Source organism: Ruegeria sp. BE10 (assembly GCF_056538905.1).
In genome coordinates this window covers 211,332-223,566 of sequence record NZ_JBQFTX010000003.1, presented here as the reverse complement: position 1 = coordinate 223,566, position 12,235 = coordinate 211,332, and the positions used below count along the sequence as shown (strand labels likewise).

At 57.4% G+C, this 12,235-nt stretch carries 15 protein-coding genes; 5 read left to right on the top strand and 10 right to left on the bottom strand.

The window, feature by feature from the left end; all coding sequences use genetic code 11:
* Nucleotides 1–7 precede the first annotated feature (7 nt).
* On the bottom strand, nt 8–1,363 hold the full coding sequence (gene hmgA / locus ACR0M2_RS09295; protein WP_480704745.1) for a homogentisate 1,2-dioxygenase: 1,356 nt from the start codon (nt 1,361–1,363) through the stop codon (nt 8–10).
* A 57-nt stretch (nt 1,364–1,420) separates the two neighbouring features.
* Here hmgA and ACR0M2_RS09290 point away from each other — a divergent pair, with 57 nt between their 5' ends.
* Nucleotides 1,421–1,873 carry a MarR family winged helix-turn-helix transcriptional regulator gene (locus ACR0M2_RS09290; RefSeq protein WP_170359952.1) on the top strand — a complete coding sequence of 151 codons (453 nt, stop codon included), beginning with the start codon at nt 1,421–1,423 and terminating at the stop codon, nt 1,871–1,873.
* A 65-nt stretch (nt 1,874–1,938) separates the two neighbouring features.
* Complete coding sequence (locus ACR0M2_RS09285; RefSeq protein ID WP_480704743.1) at nt 1,939–3,177, top strand: adenylate/guanylate cyclase domain-containing protein; 1,239 nt, start codon at nt 1,939–1,941, stop codon at nt 3,175–3,177.
* Between the two features lie 26 nt (nt 3,178–3,203).
* Here ACR0M2_RS09285 and ACR0M2_RS09280 read toward each other — a convergent pair whose 3' ends face one another.
* Together ACR0M2_RS09280 and ACR0M2_RS09275 are read right to left on the bottom strand one after the other, a co-directional pair.
* A complete protein-coding gene (locus ACR0M2_RS09280) occupies nt 3,204–4,022 on the bottom strand; it encodes a DUF2189 domain-containing protein (protein WP_480704741.1) in 819 nt (272 codons plus the stop codon).
* A 96-nt stretch (nt 4,023–4,118) separates the two neighbouring features.
* On the bottom strand, nt 4,119–4,928 hold the full coding sequence (locus ACR0M2_RS09275; RefSeq protein WP_170350312.1) for a division plane positioning ATPase MipZ: 810 nt from the start codon (nt 4,926–4,928) through the stop codon (nt 4,119–4,121).
* 206 nt (nt 4,929–5,134) lie between these two features.
* On the opposite strand from ACR0M2_RS09275, the gene ACR0M2_RS09270 reads away from it, so the two are divergent.
* Complete coding sequence (locus ACR0M2_RS09270) at nt 5,135–6,022, top strand: AEC family transporter (RefSeq protein WP_480704739.1); 888 nt, start codon at nt 5,135–5,137, stop codon at nt 6,020–6,022.
* A 79-nt stretch (nt 6,023–6,101) separates the two neighbouring features.
* Nucleotides 6,102–7,697: an MFS transporter gene (locus ACR0M2_RS09265; RefSeq protein ID WP_480663188.1), complete on the top strand. Its 1,596-nt coding sequence runs from the start codon at nt 6,102–6,104 to the stop codon at nt 7,695–7,697.
* A 45-nt stretch (nt 7,698–7,742) separates the two neighbouring features.
* Here ACR0M2_RS09265 and ACR0M2_RS09260 read toward each other — a convergent pair whose 3' ends face one another.
* The 3 genes from ACR0M2_RS09260 to rplS all read right to left on the bottom strand — a co-directional run bounded on the left by ACR0M2_RS09260 (nt 7,743) and on the right by rplS (nt 8,801).
* Nucleotides 7,743–7,970, bottom strand: a complete 228-nt coding sequence (locus ACR0M2_RS09260) for a hypothetical protein (RefSeq protein WP_170517944.1) — start codon at nt 7,968–7,970, stop codon at nt 7,743–7,745.
* A 214-nt stretch (nt 7,971–8,184) separates the two neighbouring features.
* Nucleotides 8,185–8,406 carry a 50S ribosomal protein L31 gene (gene rpmE / locus ACR0M2_RS09255; RefSeq protein WP_170350316.1) on the bottom strand — a complete coding sequence of 74 codons (222 nt, stop codon included), beginning with the start codon at nt 8,404–8,406 and terminating at the stop codon, nt 8,185–8,187.
* 11 nt (nt 8,407–8,417) lie between these two features.
* Nucleotides 8,418–8,801, bottom strand: coding sequence for a 50S ribosomal protein L19 (gene rplS, locus ACR0M2_RS09250; RefSeq protein WP_170350317.1), 384 nt, complete (start codon nt 8,799–8,801; stop codon nt 8,418–8,420).
* A 380-nt stretch (nt 8,802–9,181) separates the two neighbouring features.
* On the opposite strand from rplS, the gene ACR0M2_RS09245 reads away from it, so the two are divergent.
* On the top strand, nt 9,182–9,982 hold the full coding sequence (locus ACR0M2_RS09245) for a glycoside hydrolase family 25 protein (RefSeq protein WP_480704738.1): 801 nt from the start codon (nt 9,182–9,184) through the stop codon (nt 9,980–9,982).
* On the opposite strand, the gene trmD is transcribed toward ACR0M2_RS09245, so the two are convergent.
* From trmD to ACR0M2_RS09225, 4 genes are read right to left on the bottom strand one after another with little or no spacing between them, the layout of a single operon-like run.
* Nucleotides 9,979–10,776, bottom strand: a complete 798-nt coding sequence (trmD, locus tag ACR0M2_RS09240; RefSeq protein WP_480704736.1) for a tRNA (guanosine(37)-N1)-methyltransferase TrmD — start codon at nt 10,774–10,776, stop codon at nt 9,979–9,981. The genes ACR0M2_RS09245 and trmD overlap by 4 nt on opposite strands.
* Nucleotides 10,773–11,588, bottom strand: a complete 816-nt coding sequence (locus ACR0M2_RS09235; protein ID WP_480637617.1) for a hypothetical protein — start codon at nt 11,586–11,588, stop codon at nt 10,773–10,775. The genes trmD and ACR0M2_RS09235 overlap by 4 nt, the downstream gene beginning before the upstream one ends.
* Nucleotides 11,588–12,091, bottom strand: a complete 504-nt coding sequence (gene rimM / locus ACR0M2_RS09230; protein WP_170350321.1) for a ribosome maturation factor RimM — start codon at nt 12,089–12,091, stop codon at nt 11,588–11,590. Before rimM ends, ACR0M2_RS09235 begins: the two co-directional genes overlap by 1 nt.
* Nucleotides 12,084–12,233, bottom strand: a complete 150-nt coding sequence (locus ACR0M2_RS09225; protein WP_165590802.1) for a hypothetical protein — start codon at nt 12,231–12,233, stop codon at nt 12,084–12,086. The genes rimM and ACR0M2_RS09225 overlap by 8 nt, the downstream gene beginning before the upstream one ends.
* Nucleotides 12,234–12,235: the final 2 nt, after the last annotated feature.

Sequence of the window (12,235 nt, the reverse complement as noted above, 5' to 3'; positions counted from 1 at the left end):
CTCAGCCTCACTTTTTGCCAGGGGTTCCGTCGAACTTTTTCTCAAGAGAGGTCCAGCAGTCAATGTAATCGTCCTGCAAGGGGGCCTCGTTGGCGGCAAAAGGCGTCAGATGTTGTGGAAAGCGGGTCTCGAACATGAAGGACATGGTGTTGTCCAGCTTGTCGGGGCCCAGGTTGGCATTCGAGGCCTTTTCGAACGCCTCGCGATCCGGCCCGTGCGGCAGCATCATGTTATGCAGGCTCATCCCGCCGGGAACAAAGCCCTGCGGTTTGGCGTCATACTGACCGTAGATGTTGCCCATCAGCTCGGACATGATGTTCTTGTGATACCACGGTGGGCGGAACGTATCCTCGGCCACCATCCAGCGTTCGCGGAACAGGACAAAGTCGATATTGGCTGTGCCCGGCTGCCCCGAGGGCGCAGTCAGCACAGTAAAGATCGAAGGGTCGGGGTGATCAAACAGGATCGCGCCGACGGGGCAATAGGTGCGCAGGTCATATTTGTAGGGCGCGTAATTGCCGTGCCACGCGACCACATCCAGCGGGCTTTGGTCGATCTTCGTGGTGTGGAACTGCCCGCACCATTTGACGGTCACGGTCGAGGGCACCTCGCGGTCTTCAAACGCCGCCACTGGCGCTTTGAAGTCTCGCGGATTGGCCATGCAATTGGCGCCGATCGGGCCACGACCGGGCATCTCGAATTTCTGACCGTAATTCTCGCAGACAAAGCCACGTGCGGGGCCTTCCAGTACCTCGACGCGATAGACCAGTCCGCGCGGGATGATGGCAATCTCTTTGGGTTCCAGATCGATGATCCCCAGCTCGGTGGCAAAGCGCAGGCGGCCTTCCTGCGGCACCACCAGCAGCTCGGAATCGGCTGAGAAGAAGTAAGCATCCTCCATCGACTCGGTAACCAGATAAATATGGCTGGCCATGCCCACCTGCGTGTTCACATCGCCCGCCGTGGTCATAGTGCGCATGCCCGTCAACCAGGTCAGCCCCTGATCGGAATGAGGCACTGCATCCCAGCGATACTGGCCCAAGCTGATCACATCCGGATCAACGCAAGGCGCGGATTTCCAATAGGGCAGGTCGATCTTCTCGTAGCGATGCGAATGCTTGACCGAGGGCTGGATGCGGTAACACCACGTCCGCTCGGGCGGGTTGGCGGTAAAGGCTGTTCCGCTAAGCTGTTCGCCATAAAGGCCATAATTACAGCGCTGCGGGCTGTTCATTCCCTGCGGTAACGCGCCGGGCAAGGCCTCGGTTTCAAAGTCATTTCCAAAGCCAGGCATATAGCCTGCATGGGTGCCCACGGGCGTGCTGGCCTGGGTCATTTTGTGCGGATCAGTCGGATGGTTCATCCTGTGTTCCTCCATTTGCTGCTTGAGGAATAATAGTTGTTTTTGTAACTAACAAGCATGACAGATGATCAATTCAGCGAAAATGATGGCTTTGATCTGCAAGATTTCCTGCCCTATCTGCTGAACCGCGCGGCCGAGGAAATCTCGTTAGAGTTCCAGCAGATCTACAAGGATCGTTACGGTATGCTGCGCACCGAATGGCGGGTTCTGTTTCATCTGGGCAATTATGGAGAGATGACAGCCAAAGAGATCGGCGAACGCGCCCGATTGCACAAAACTAAGATCAGCCGCGCAGTACACAGGTTAGAGTCCCGCCGGTATCTAGTGCGCAATCGCAGTGAAACAGACCGCAGGGTCGAAAACCTGATGTTGACCCACATGGGGCAATCCGTCTATCGCGAGCTAAGCGGTATTGCCGAGCAATATGACGCAAAACTGACGGCCCAATTTAACCCAGATGAAGTCGTGCTGTTGCGCAATATGCTGCGGCGGCTGGCACATATGGATTGAGCACTGGTAATCGCGGCCCCTGGTCCCCAGATGACAACCAGAGCGGACACTGGAATAATATAAAAATGACGACCCTGACTGCCGAAACGGCAAAATCCAATGATCTTATTGACTGGTTGGTTACACGCGGCCTGGAAGGGGCAGCGAAAGAAGAGCTGCTGGATGGCTATTGCAACAAACTTTTGGAACTTGGCGTGCCGCTAATGCGTTTTCACGCCGCGCAGTCGGCCTTGCATCCCGTTTACGGCGGGACCGGGTTCAGCTGGTACGAGGGCAGAGGCGGAGAATCCGAGACCTTTGAGTATTCCGAGCAACCCAGCGAACAATGGCAGCAAAGCCCTTTGTTTGCGATCTTGAACAATGAGATAGACGAGATCCGCGAACGCCTGGTCGATCAAAATGAGCCCAGCCGTTTTCCCTTGTTAAACGACCTGCGTCAGATTGGTGCGACCGACTATTACGCCACCGGTGTTAATTTTGACGTTCCCACCCATAACGCTCCGAAAGACGCCAAAAAGGCGGTGGACGGGGTGCTGTTGTCTTGGACATCGAACGCCCCCAAGGGGTTCGAGGACAAAGATCTGGAATTGATCCACACAGCCTTGCCCCATCTGGGGTTGGCGCTGAAATCTGCTGCAAGTGCGCGTGTTTCCAAGGATTTGATGCGGGTCTATCTGGGTCGCGATGCGGGACGGCGGGTGCTGTCTGGTGAAATCCGGCGGGGATCACTGCAGCAGATCGATGCGGTGATGTGGAATTTTGACCTGGAAGGATTCACCAGCCTTTCCGAAGAGCTTCCGGGTGCTGAAATCATCGACATGCTGAATGACTATCTGGCTGTAGCCGTTGGTGTCGTTCACGACAATGACGGCAATATTCTGAAATTCATGGGCGATGGGCTGATGGCGATGTTCGACGTCGGCGAGATCGACGAAGACGCGCGCGCCGCGCTGAAGGCTGTACCGATGTTGCAGCAGCGGATGGAGGCCCTGAACGCCCGCCGTAAGGCAAACGGTTTGCCAGTGGCCAACTTTACTCTGGCCCTGCATGCGGGCGAGATTCTGTATGGCAATATCGGGTCCGAGACCCGGTTGGATTTCACTGTTATCGGGCCAGCAGTAAACCAGACCGCACGGATCGCCGGGATGCACCGGTCGCTGGGGCAGAGAATTCTGATCTCGGATGATGTGGCCCGCGCGGCTCAGCTTTGCGGTCAGGACCTGATCTCAGTTGGGCGTTACATGTTGCGCGGTGTGTCCGAGCCGAAAGAGTTGTTTACGGTCTACAATGCCGCCGAGGCCTAGTCGGGGCATTTAACTGGCTGGATTGATTAGCTCTCTGCCGGTGAAACGGCCCGCTGATACAGGTGCCAGGTGGTGTGGCCAAGGATCGGCAGAGTGAAGATTAAGCCTAGAAAAGCCGGAACCATCGACAACAGCATGGTGACCGAAATGATCGCCGCCCAACTAAGCATGACCACCGGGTTTTCCGTGACGACGCGAATGGACGTTATCATGGCAGAAACGAAATTGGTTTCCCGGTCCAGCAGCATGGGCATGGCGATGACGGTCACCGAGAACAGCACAGCAGACAGAAAGCCGCCTACGCAGGTGCCAACAGCCAGAAAAGTCCAGCCCTGCGGCGTGAAGAAGACTGTGTTCAAGAACCCGTCAAAATCCGAGAAGGATGCATTCTGCAGGATAATCGCCAGCCAAAGCCGCACCTGGTAAACCCACACCCAGAAAATGAACAGAGTGACGAAGGCCATCCAGCCCAGTTCACGCTTGCGTTGATTGGCCATGACGGTGAGGATTTCAGACCAGCCGAAGCTTTCCCCTTTTTGCAACCGACGGGACATTTCATAAAGCCCGGCTGCGGCAAACGGCGCGACCAGTGGAAAGCCTACAATGGCGGGAATGATCATCCAAATCTTGCCGAGCCAGACCAATCCCCAAACAAACAGGATTCCGAAAACGGCATAGAAGAGGCCGAAGAAACCGCTCATTAAGGGACGGGCTAAAAAGTCGGAAAACCCGGCCTTCAGCGACGCAGTGATATCACCGGCGGTTACTTTGTTGACTTTGGGCATAGCCTGCTGCTGCTGCGTCAGTTTGTCAGGTGGCGTGGAACCAGCGGTCTTGGATGTCATGACATGCCTCCTCCGCAAACAAGTTTGCGTCAGGGGCAGCGCAAGAGCAAGGGTGGAGTATGGCTGCTTGGTTATGCAGCCTTGTCAGAACAACTTCTAAAAGTCGATCTCGACCCCAGGCAGGTTCAATTCCTTCATCATGTCGCGCAGTTCCTGCCGGGCTGCGATGTTCGAGATGTTCAGCTGTTTGACCCCGATATCCTTGAGGTCCAACAGTGTCAGGCCACGCGGGAACAACTCGCGAAAGATTACCCGCTCGGAAAAGCCTGATGCGACGCGGAAGCCGATGCGCTGGGACAGCATTTCGATCGCGCGCTGCATCTTTTCCTTGTTGACCATACGCTGTGTACCGACGCGGTTGCGCACGACCACCCAGTCGATAGGCTTGAGCCCGGCCTGCGCCCGCAATTGCCGCGCGTTCCAGACCATTTCGGAATAGACCGAGGGTCCAAGGATTTTCTCGCCCTTTGAATCGATCCGTGCCAACAGGTCAAAGTCGATGAAGCTGTCGTTCAGCGGTGTGATCAGCGTGTCGGCCAGCGAATGCGCAACCTGACTGAGGCGGGTATGCGAGCCGGGGCAGTCGATCAGGATAAAATCGCTGTCGCTTTCCAGTTCAGAAACGGCGGCGGACAGGCGGTGGTCATAGATATTCTCACCGGGTTTCAGCTTGGAGGCGTCGATCTCGGGCAGGTCATGGTGGCGCGGGCTGGGCAAGGGGACCTCGGACCCGTTCATGAATTTGCCGCGATTTTCGAAATACCGCCCCAGGCTGCGCTGTCTCAGATCCAGGTCCAGGGTGCTGACTTTGTGACCCAGCCGTGCCAGTGCGGTGGCCACATGCATCGACACGGTCGATTTGCCTGCGCCGCCCTTCTCGTTTCCGACTACGATGATATGTGCCATGCCTGTATTCCCATGTCCCGCCGTGCTTCGCACACGTTGTTGCGGACCACTATATGTTGTGGAAACCGAGATGGGAAGAACCTCAATCGGTGATTTCAGGCTCTAAATTGGAAAACTATGACGTGGAATAGGGTTAAGCTGTGTGCTTGTCAAAAGCGGTGCCCTGTTTCAGTGTCAGACGCAAAGAATTGCGATAGGGGCGACCGGTGGATCATCTGTTTCTGAACGTTCTGAACGTGGTCCTACCCGTCCTGATCTGCGCCGGAATCGGATATTGTCTGGCCCTGATCAAAGCGCCGTTCGACAATAAGGTGATCGGGGGGATCGTGTCGCGGGTGGGGTATCCGACGCTGATCATCTCGCATCTGTCCGCTACCAGTATCGCTATTGGTACTTTTCTGGATGTAATGGCCGCCGCTGCACTGGCCATCGCCGGATTCGGAGTGCTGGGGTTCGTCGCCCTCAAGGCAATGCGCCTGCCGGTACGCGCATTTCTGACACCGCTGATGCACAGCAATGTGGGCAATATCGGTTTGCCGATCACGCTGCTGGCGTTGGGGGACGCAGGTATGGCCTATGCGATGGGGTGCGTTGTCGTCGTGCTGATCAGTATCTTCACCATCGGCATGTGGATTCCGGCCGGAGAATTCTCGCCCCGTAAAATTGCCACCTCGCCGATCATCTACGCTGTGACCCTTTCGCTGATTTTAATGGCGACCGGGTACAGCCTGCCGCAACCTATCGCCAAGTCCTTCGACATTCTCGGAGGCCTGTCGATTCCGCTGATGTTGCTGACGCTGGGCCATACACTGGCGACTTTGCGGATCAAACGTCTGGGTCTGGCGGTGGTGCTGACCCTGCTGCATCTGGTTATGGCGGTTGCGATCTCAAGCGCGCTGGTCTGGGCGTTTGGCTTTACCGGGGCTGAACGCGGCGCGTTTATCCTGTGTTGTCTGATGCCATCTTCGGTTGCGACCTACCTGTTCATTGATCAGCACATGCCGGAATACGGCCCGGATGTGGCCGGATTCATTTTGGTTTCGACACTGACCACGATTGTTGTTCTACCGGTTGCGCTGTCCTACTGGATCTGACGCGCACCCTATGCGAAGCGAAAAAAACTGCTAAACTGCTGATAAATTGGATTAAAGACCTACAATTTAAGGGGCGTTGATGACTGACAAGACCTCGGAACAAGTCACCCCGCAGGCTCGTGCCCGCGTGGTGCTGGCGATGACGGCGATCTGTATGATGGTCGTGGGGTTTAATACCACCGCCGTGACCACCATCCTGCCCAACCTGAAGGCCGAGTTCGACCTGACCCCGTCCGGGCTGCAATGGGTGATGGCAACTTATTCCGTAGCCAGCGCGACGCTTGTCACCATCGTCAGCCGTCTGGGCGACATTACCGGAAAGATGGGCGTATTTTTCTTTGGTATGATCGTCTTTGCGATCGGGTCGGCCTTGGCGCTGTTTGCTCAGGATGGGGTGATGCTGCTGATTGGTCGTGGTGCGCAGGGGGCAGGGGCAGCAGCGCTGTTCGGCACTTCGTTGTCTTTGTTGACCGCCGCTACGCCCGAAGAACAACGCGCCAGTGTCACCGGGGCCTGGGGCGCGATCGTTGGTCTGGCCATCGGTGTCGGGCCTATCGTCGGCGGGGCCTTTGGCCACTATGTCAGTTGGCGAGCGGTTTTTGCGGCCGACCTGGTGCTGCTGGCGGTGGCTTTCGCCATCGGACTGCTCGTCAGCAGACGGAAATACATACCCGACACCCGCCTTGCCGGGGCGAAATTTGACTATCCGGGTGCAGTTGCCATCCTGTTGTTCCTCGGGCCACTTTCCTTTGCGCTCAGCAATGGGGAAAGCGGTGGATGGGCCACGCCGCTTACGTTGGTGCCGTTGGCCATCGCGGCAATGGCGACCGTCGTACTGGTGATTGTCTCACGCCGCAGCTCAGATCCGCTGGTTGAACTGCGATACTTTCGCCATCCGCGTTACTTTATGGCAGCGGCGGGCATGTTTGTTACCGGTTTCACGCTGTTCTGCTTCTTTGTATATTTCAACACCTTCGTGCAGTCGCCGGACGCCTTCAGATACAGCTCTATCGGGGCAGGGTTAGCGATCATGCCGCTCAGCCTCAGCATGTTCGTCATCTCGGTGACCGCGCCCCGCTTTTTGGCGCCCTACAGTTTCCGGTGGCCCGTTACAATTGGCCTGGGGGCGATGGCCTGCGGGTTCCTGTTGCTGATGACAACCAACAATTCCACCCAATATGCCGAGATTTGGTGGAAGCTTTTGATTGTCGGCGTCGGTATGGGCATCTGTTTTTCCTTGCTGCCGCGCCTCGGCCTGCGTCTTCTACCCGAAGAACATGTTGGCCAGGGGTCAGGCGTGATCAACGCCTGCCTCTATTTCGGAGCCACCCTTGGAGCGGTGGTCGGTGGACTGGCCGAGTCCATCACAATTCGTCGCGGTCTGTCCGAGGTGATCGCTGCGCTGCCCGCTGGGTCAACCCAGCGCGAGGATCTGGCACATGCGCTGACCCACGGCACGCCCAGCCAGATCCAGCAATTGATCGCGGGGATGGACCCGTCGACCAGCTCTGTCTTAGCCAAAGCTTTGCGCGAATTGCAGGACAATGCCTTTGACAGCGCCATGTTGGTCGCCGCGGTTGCCGCGCTTGTCGGCATGGTACTGGCCTTGCTGCTACTGCGCGGGCCGGTGCCGCCGTTGCACAGTGCGGCAGAGCTGACGCGCGCACCCAGGTAAATGCATTAGCGGAAAAGGACGTCGACCGGTCTGGATCAAATGGGTTTAACCTCCAAGGTACACCCCATCTTTGGGTCGATAGAAAACCTTCTGATCGTGCAGCTTGCCAAGAAGATCATGGACGCGGCGCAGGGTGTTTTCGCGATCCACTTTCCCATCATCCGTTTCATCTGGTGTTGCCAGCGAACGGGAGGCAGCCAAGCCGCGCAAGGCTGTTTCGATCAGATCCATATCCTGCACCGAAAGTTCGAACATATCATTGTACTTGGGCATTTCAGGGTCTCCGTCGTATCAGGGCGGTTCTTGGTGCCAAGTGTAGCACCTTTTCAGCATTGTGCGGCGATCACTGCGTGTGACGCGTGAGATCGGCGAGGGTGCCTTCAGGGGCTTCCTTTCTAGCAGGCCATTTGTATCGTCTCACATGCCTGTCCCAAAAAGAAAAAGGCCGCCCCTCGGGACGGCCTTTCGCATTCGAAATGGGGTGGGATTAGAAGCCCAGACCTTCGTATTTCTTCTTGAACTTCGACACGCGGCCGCCGGCGTCCATCAGGCGCGACGAGCCACCGGTCCACGCGGGGTGCGAGGAGGGGTCGATTTCCAATGCCAGCTGGTCGCCTTCGCTGCCCCAGGTGGATTTCATCTGAACCACGGTGCCATCGGTCATTTTGACGTTGATGAAGTGGTAATCGGGATGGATGTCTTTTTTCATCTTTCCGCTCCTTACGCCTCGGCGCCAGCTTTGGGCTTGTAGTTTGTGACTTCTGCGATACGTGCGGATTTACCGCGACGGGTGCGCAGATAGTACAGTTTGGCGCGACGGACGCGGCCACGGCGGACAACGGTGATGCTGTCGATGTTGGTCGAATGCAGTGGGAACACACGCTCCACACCTTCGCCAAACGAGATTTTGCGGACGGTGAACGATCCGGCGATGCCGTCGCCACCTTTGCGCGCGATGCAGACGCCTTCGTAGTTCTGCACACGGGTGCGCGACCCTTCGGTCACTTTAAAGCCGACACGGATGGTGTCACCGGCTTTGAAATCGGGGATGTCTTTCCCCAGGGCGGCAATCTGTTCCGCCTCAAGCTGTGCGATCAAGTCCATCGCAGTTACTCCTATCTGCTCGTGGTTGGTCCACGAAGTTAAGCACGGCCTGAGAGCTCTTGGTCTTCACCGGGTCCTGCGTACAGCCCGCCAGAGGTCAGATCGAATGTTCCTTTGGTCTAGCCTGCCCTGACACGCCGTGGCTGAAGAAAGCTGAGCGATGCGCCATGATGCAAACCAAAACACCGGAGTCGCGTTTCGCGGCACCGGATTGCGCTGCTTTACGGGGTTTGCGGTCAGGGATCAAGATAAAAACACCATATTTTCAACGCAAGGGTGGTGGGTTTTCGCCGTAAGCAAACTGCACCGTTGCCTTATCAGGCCGATCAGGCATTCTGGGGGCAATTATAAGAGCAGTAATTTAAAAACAGGAACCGATCATGCGCATTGCATTGATGCTGGCCGTCATGGCTTTTGCGACCCTGTCCTGCGGTCGCAGCACACCTCCGCCTCAAAAGGTCGAGGCCAAAGCTTTTCTGAGTACAACTTCCCCTTCAGTCATCTACCCGGCCTTTGGCGACGCCGACCCGCATGACTGGGATGGGCGGCATCCTGGCCACTATCCGGTGCATGGGCTGGATGTCTCACGCTGGCAGGGGCCGATCGATTGGCATCAGGCCAAGGCATCAGGCGTCAGTTTTGTGTTCATCAAAGCGACCGAGGGTGGAGATGTCGCCGACCCCTTGTTCGAAGACCATCGCCGTGGCGCGCAAGCTGCGGGCGTGCCGTGGGGGGCGTATCATTATTATTATTTCTGCCGCCCAGCGCATGAGCAGGCCCGGTGGTTCATCAAGAATGTGCCAAAGGGGGCCGACCTGCCGCATGTGCTGGATATGGAGTGGACGCCGCATTCCAGAACCTGCAGGTTGCGCCCCGATGGTGCCACCGTCCGGGCCGAGGCTAAGCGGTTTCTAGATATCTTGGAACGTCACTATGGACGCCGTCCGGTCGTCTATACAACGGTGGATTTTCATGGGGATACAGAAATAGGACGTCTGCGCGGGACCGAATTCTGGCTGCGATCCGTTGCCGGACACCCCCATCAAGTTTATCCGAGATCGTCCTGGCGGTTCTGGCAATATACCGGCACCGGGCTAGTGCCTGGCGTGCAGGGCAAGGTGGATATCAACACGTTCAACGGCCACCCCGAAAGCTGGGCGCGCTGGAAGGCGGGGGGCTAGTCCCGCTCCTTTCGGTAGATCTCCCACAGATCGGGTCGCCGTTCGCGGGTGATCTGTTCTGACATTTCGTGCCGCCAATCGGCAATGCGCCCGTGGTGGCCGGACATCAGAATGTCGGGGATTGGGCGGCCCTTCCATTCGGCGGGGCGCGTGTATTGCGGATGCTCCAGCAAACCAGACGAAAAGCTCTCTTCCTCGGCCGAGGCCTGATTGCCCAATACGCCGGGGATCAATCGCACCGTGGCGTCGATAAGTGCTTGTGCCGCGATCTCACCACCGGTCATAACGAAGTCGCCCAAGCTGACCTCTTGGACGCCATAATGTTCCAGCACCCGCTCATCGACGCCCTCGAAGCGACCACACAGCAGGGTCATGCCTTCGCAGCGCGCGAGGTTTCGCATCATACGTTGATCCATCCGGCGTCCACGCGGGCTGAGATAGATCAGCGGCCAATTGCCCTGAACACCCGCCATCGTGTGTTCGATCGCCTCTCCAAGAACGTCGGCACGCAGCACCATGCCTGCACCACCACCCGCAGGTGTGTCGTCAACGTTGCGATGTTTGCCGATGCCGAACGGGCGCAGATCAACGGTTTCCAGCTGCCACAAACCTTCCTGTAATGCCTTTCCGGTCAGGCTTTCGCCCAGCACCCCAGGAAAGGCTGAAGGAAACAGAGTGATGATCTTGGCCTTCCACACCCCATGCAGATCAGGCGTAGGAGTCAACAGCTCGCGCGGTTTCAAGGTTGGGCGGATCGCCTTGCGACCGTGGGATTTACTGGGTTTGTCTGTCATGTCGTGCCGGTCAGAGCGCCTTTTGCGCGTTCAATTATCGCCGTCTTTTGCGCGATCAAGGCGGCTTCGTCCAGACGCGAGCGATTCAAATCCAGCAATTCCGCCAGAACGTCCTCGGGTAGGCGATTGTTCACCCGGGAAGGCGGCACCAGACGTTTGGTCTTGTCGCGCGACAGGTTCAGAAATTCGGCGAACGGGGTGCCGGGACCAAAGCGTTGCAGTTGCAATTCCTCAAGCCAACCTGTCTTCACCGTGACTGAAGGCAACCGATCGCGGATTTGATCTGCCGTGTCTTGCAAAGATGGCAGATGATTCATGCTCGCCCGGAAGGCTTCGAAGTCATGGACCTGACGCATGCGTTCCAGATCATGCGCCCAGAGGCTGCGCAGCCAGCCGCCGCGCTGGCGTAAGGACAGGTAGATTGTGATCTCGGCCTCTTGCTGGTCAAAGCGGTGCCGGACCGCGTCCACCATACAAGCGGCAAGTTCCGGTGCGGCTGCATAGCCCTGTTCGATGTTGCGGCTAGGGCGTAATCCGGCAAAGTTTTCTTCGCTGACGATCAATCCGCGTCTGGTGCCGAAATCCAGTGTTTCGAGAAAGGCGCGCATCCGGGTTCCGAATTCGGACAACGTACCCACGGTGCCATATATGGAATGTGTGGTTGCCGCGCGGGACAGGCCCGAGTTTCGGGTGCGATAGGGCAAGATCAGCGAGAAATGCGGCCAGATCAATTCGCGGTTGTCATACAGGAAAGATTGGGCCGCGGTGGTGCCGGTTTTGTGCAGCCCTAGATGCAACAAAACCCTCCGCATCAGATCAGCCCTTCGGGCGGATCAGCGACAATGCGGCCCTTGTCCAGATCAACCGTCGGAACAGCCTCGCGCGTAAAGGGCAGCAAGACCGTAGATTTCAGACCCGGACCGTGCAGTTCCAGCAAGTCGGCCGCGCCGTGGTTCTGCACCGATTTCACCCGGCCCAGCAGAGTGCCGCCTGTATCATAAACCTCAAGCCCGATCAGATCGGTATGATAAAATTCGTCGTCGGGCAACGAGGGCAGCTGATCGCGACGGGCATACAGACGCAGGCCATTGATCGCGTCCGCTTGTTCTTTGGTTTCAATCCCGCCCAATCGGGCGGCGAACCCGTTCTTGATGGGGCGGGTCAAAACCAAGGGGTAACGCTCGCCGCCGTTTTCGTCCGTCAGCGGGGAATAGGTCTCGATATCCTCGGGGACCGCGCAAAAGCTTTTCAGGCGCACTTCGCCGCGCACCCCGTACGAGCCCGCAATGCTGCCGACACAGATCAGATCACTCATTTGGCTTGTCCACCGTCACACATAATCCGTCCTGCCAATCGCCGCGTGCCTCACAGGCCTCGCGCTGGTTCGAGCGTTCAAAGAACACGCCCACAATAAATGCGATCATCAGCAGGATGGGAAGTCGAATAAGCCCGAACATTC

Excerpts from the sequence above, each read along its gene's own strand:
- ACR0M2_RS09245 (WP_480704738.1), top strand. The coding sequence starts at position 9,182 with ATGCGCATTGCATTGATGCTGGCCGTCATGGCTTTTGCGACCCTGTCC.
- rimM (WP_170350321.1), bottom strand. The coding sequence starts at position 12,091 with ATGAGTGATCTGATCTGTGTCGGCAGCATTGCGGGCTCGTACGGGGTG.
- rpmE (WP_170350316.1), bottom strand. The coding sequence starts at position 8,406 with ATGAAAAAAGACATCCATCCCGATTACCACTTCATCAACGTCAAAATG.
- ACR0M2_RS09280 (WP_480704741.1), bottom strand. The coding sequence starts at position 4,022 with ATGACATCCAAGACCGCTGGTTCCACGCCACCTGACAAACTGACGCAG.
- rplS (WP_170350317.1), bottom strand. The coding sequence starts at position 8,801 with ATGGACTTGATCGCACAGCTTGAGGCGGAACAGATTGCCGCCCTGGGG.
- trmD (WP_480704736.1), bottom strand. The coding sequence starts at position 10,776 with ATGACAGACAAACCCAGTAAATCCCACGGTCGCAAGGCGATCCGCCCA.
- hmgA (WP_480704745.1), bottom strand. The coding sequence starts at position 1,363 with ATGAACCATCCGACTGATCCGCACAAAATGACCCAGGCCAGCACGCCC.
- ACR0M2_RS09235 (WP_480637617.1), bottom strand. The coding sequence starts at position 11,588 with ATGCGGAGGGTTTTGTTGCATCTAGGGCTGCACAAAACCGGCACCACC.
- ACR0M2_RS09265 (WP_480663188.1), top strand. The coding sequence starts at position 6,102 with ATGACTGACAAGACCTCGGAACAAGTCACCCCGCAGGCTCGTGCCCGC.
- ACR0M2_RS09285 (WP_480704743.1), top strand. The coding sequence starts at position 1,939 with ATGACGACCCTGACTGCCGAAACGGCAAAATCCAATGATCTTATTGAC.
- ACR0M2_RS09275 (WP_170350312.1), bottom strand. The coding sequence starts at position 4,928 with ATGGCACATATCATCGTAGTCGGAAACGAGAAGGGCGGCGCAGGCAAA.
- ACR0M2_RS09225 (WP_165590802.1), bottom strand. The coding sequence starts at position 12,233 with ATGTTCGGGCTTATTCGACTTCCCATCCTGCTGATGATCGCATTTATT.
- ACR0M2_RS09260 (WP_170517944.1), bottom strand. The coding sequence starts at position 7,970 with ATGCCCAAGTACAATGATATGTTCGAACTTTCGGTGCAGGATATGGAT.
- ACR0M2_RS09290 (WP_170359952.1), top strand. The coding sequence starts at position 1,421 with ATGACAGATGATCAATTCAGCGAAAATGATGGCTTTGATCTGCAAGAT.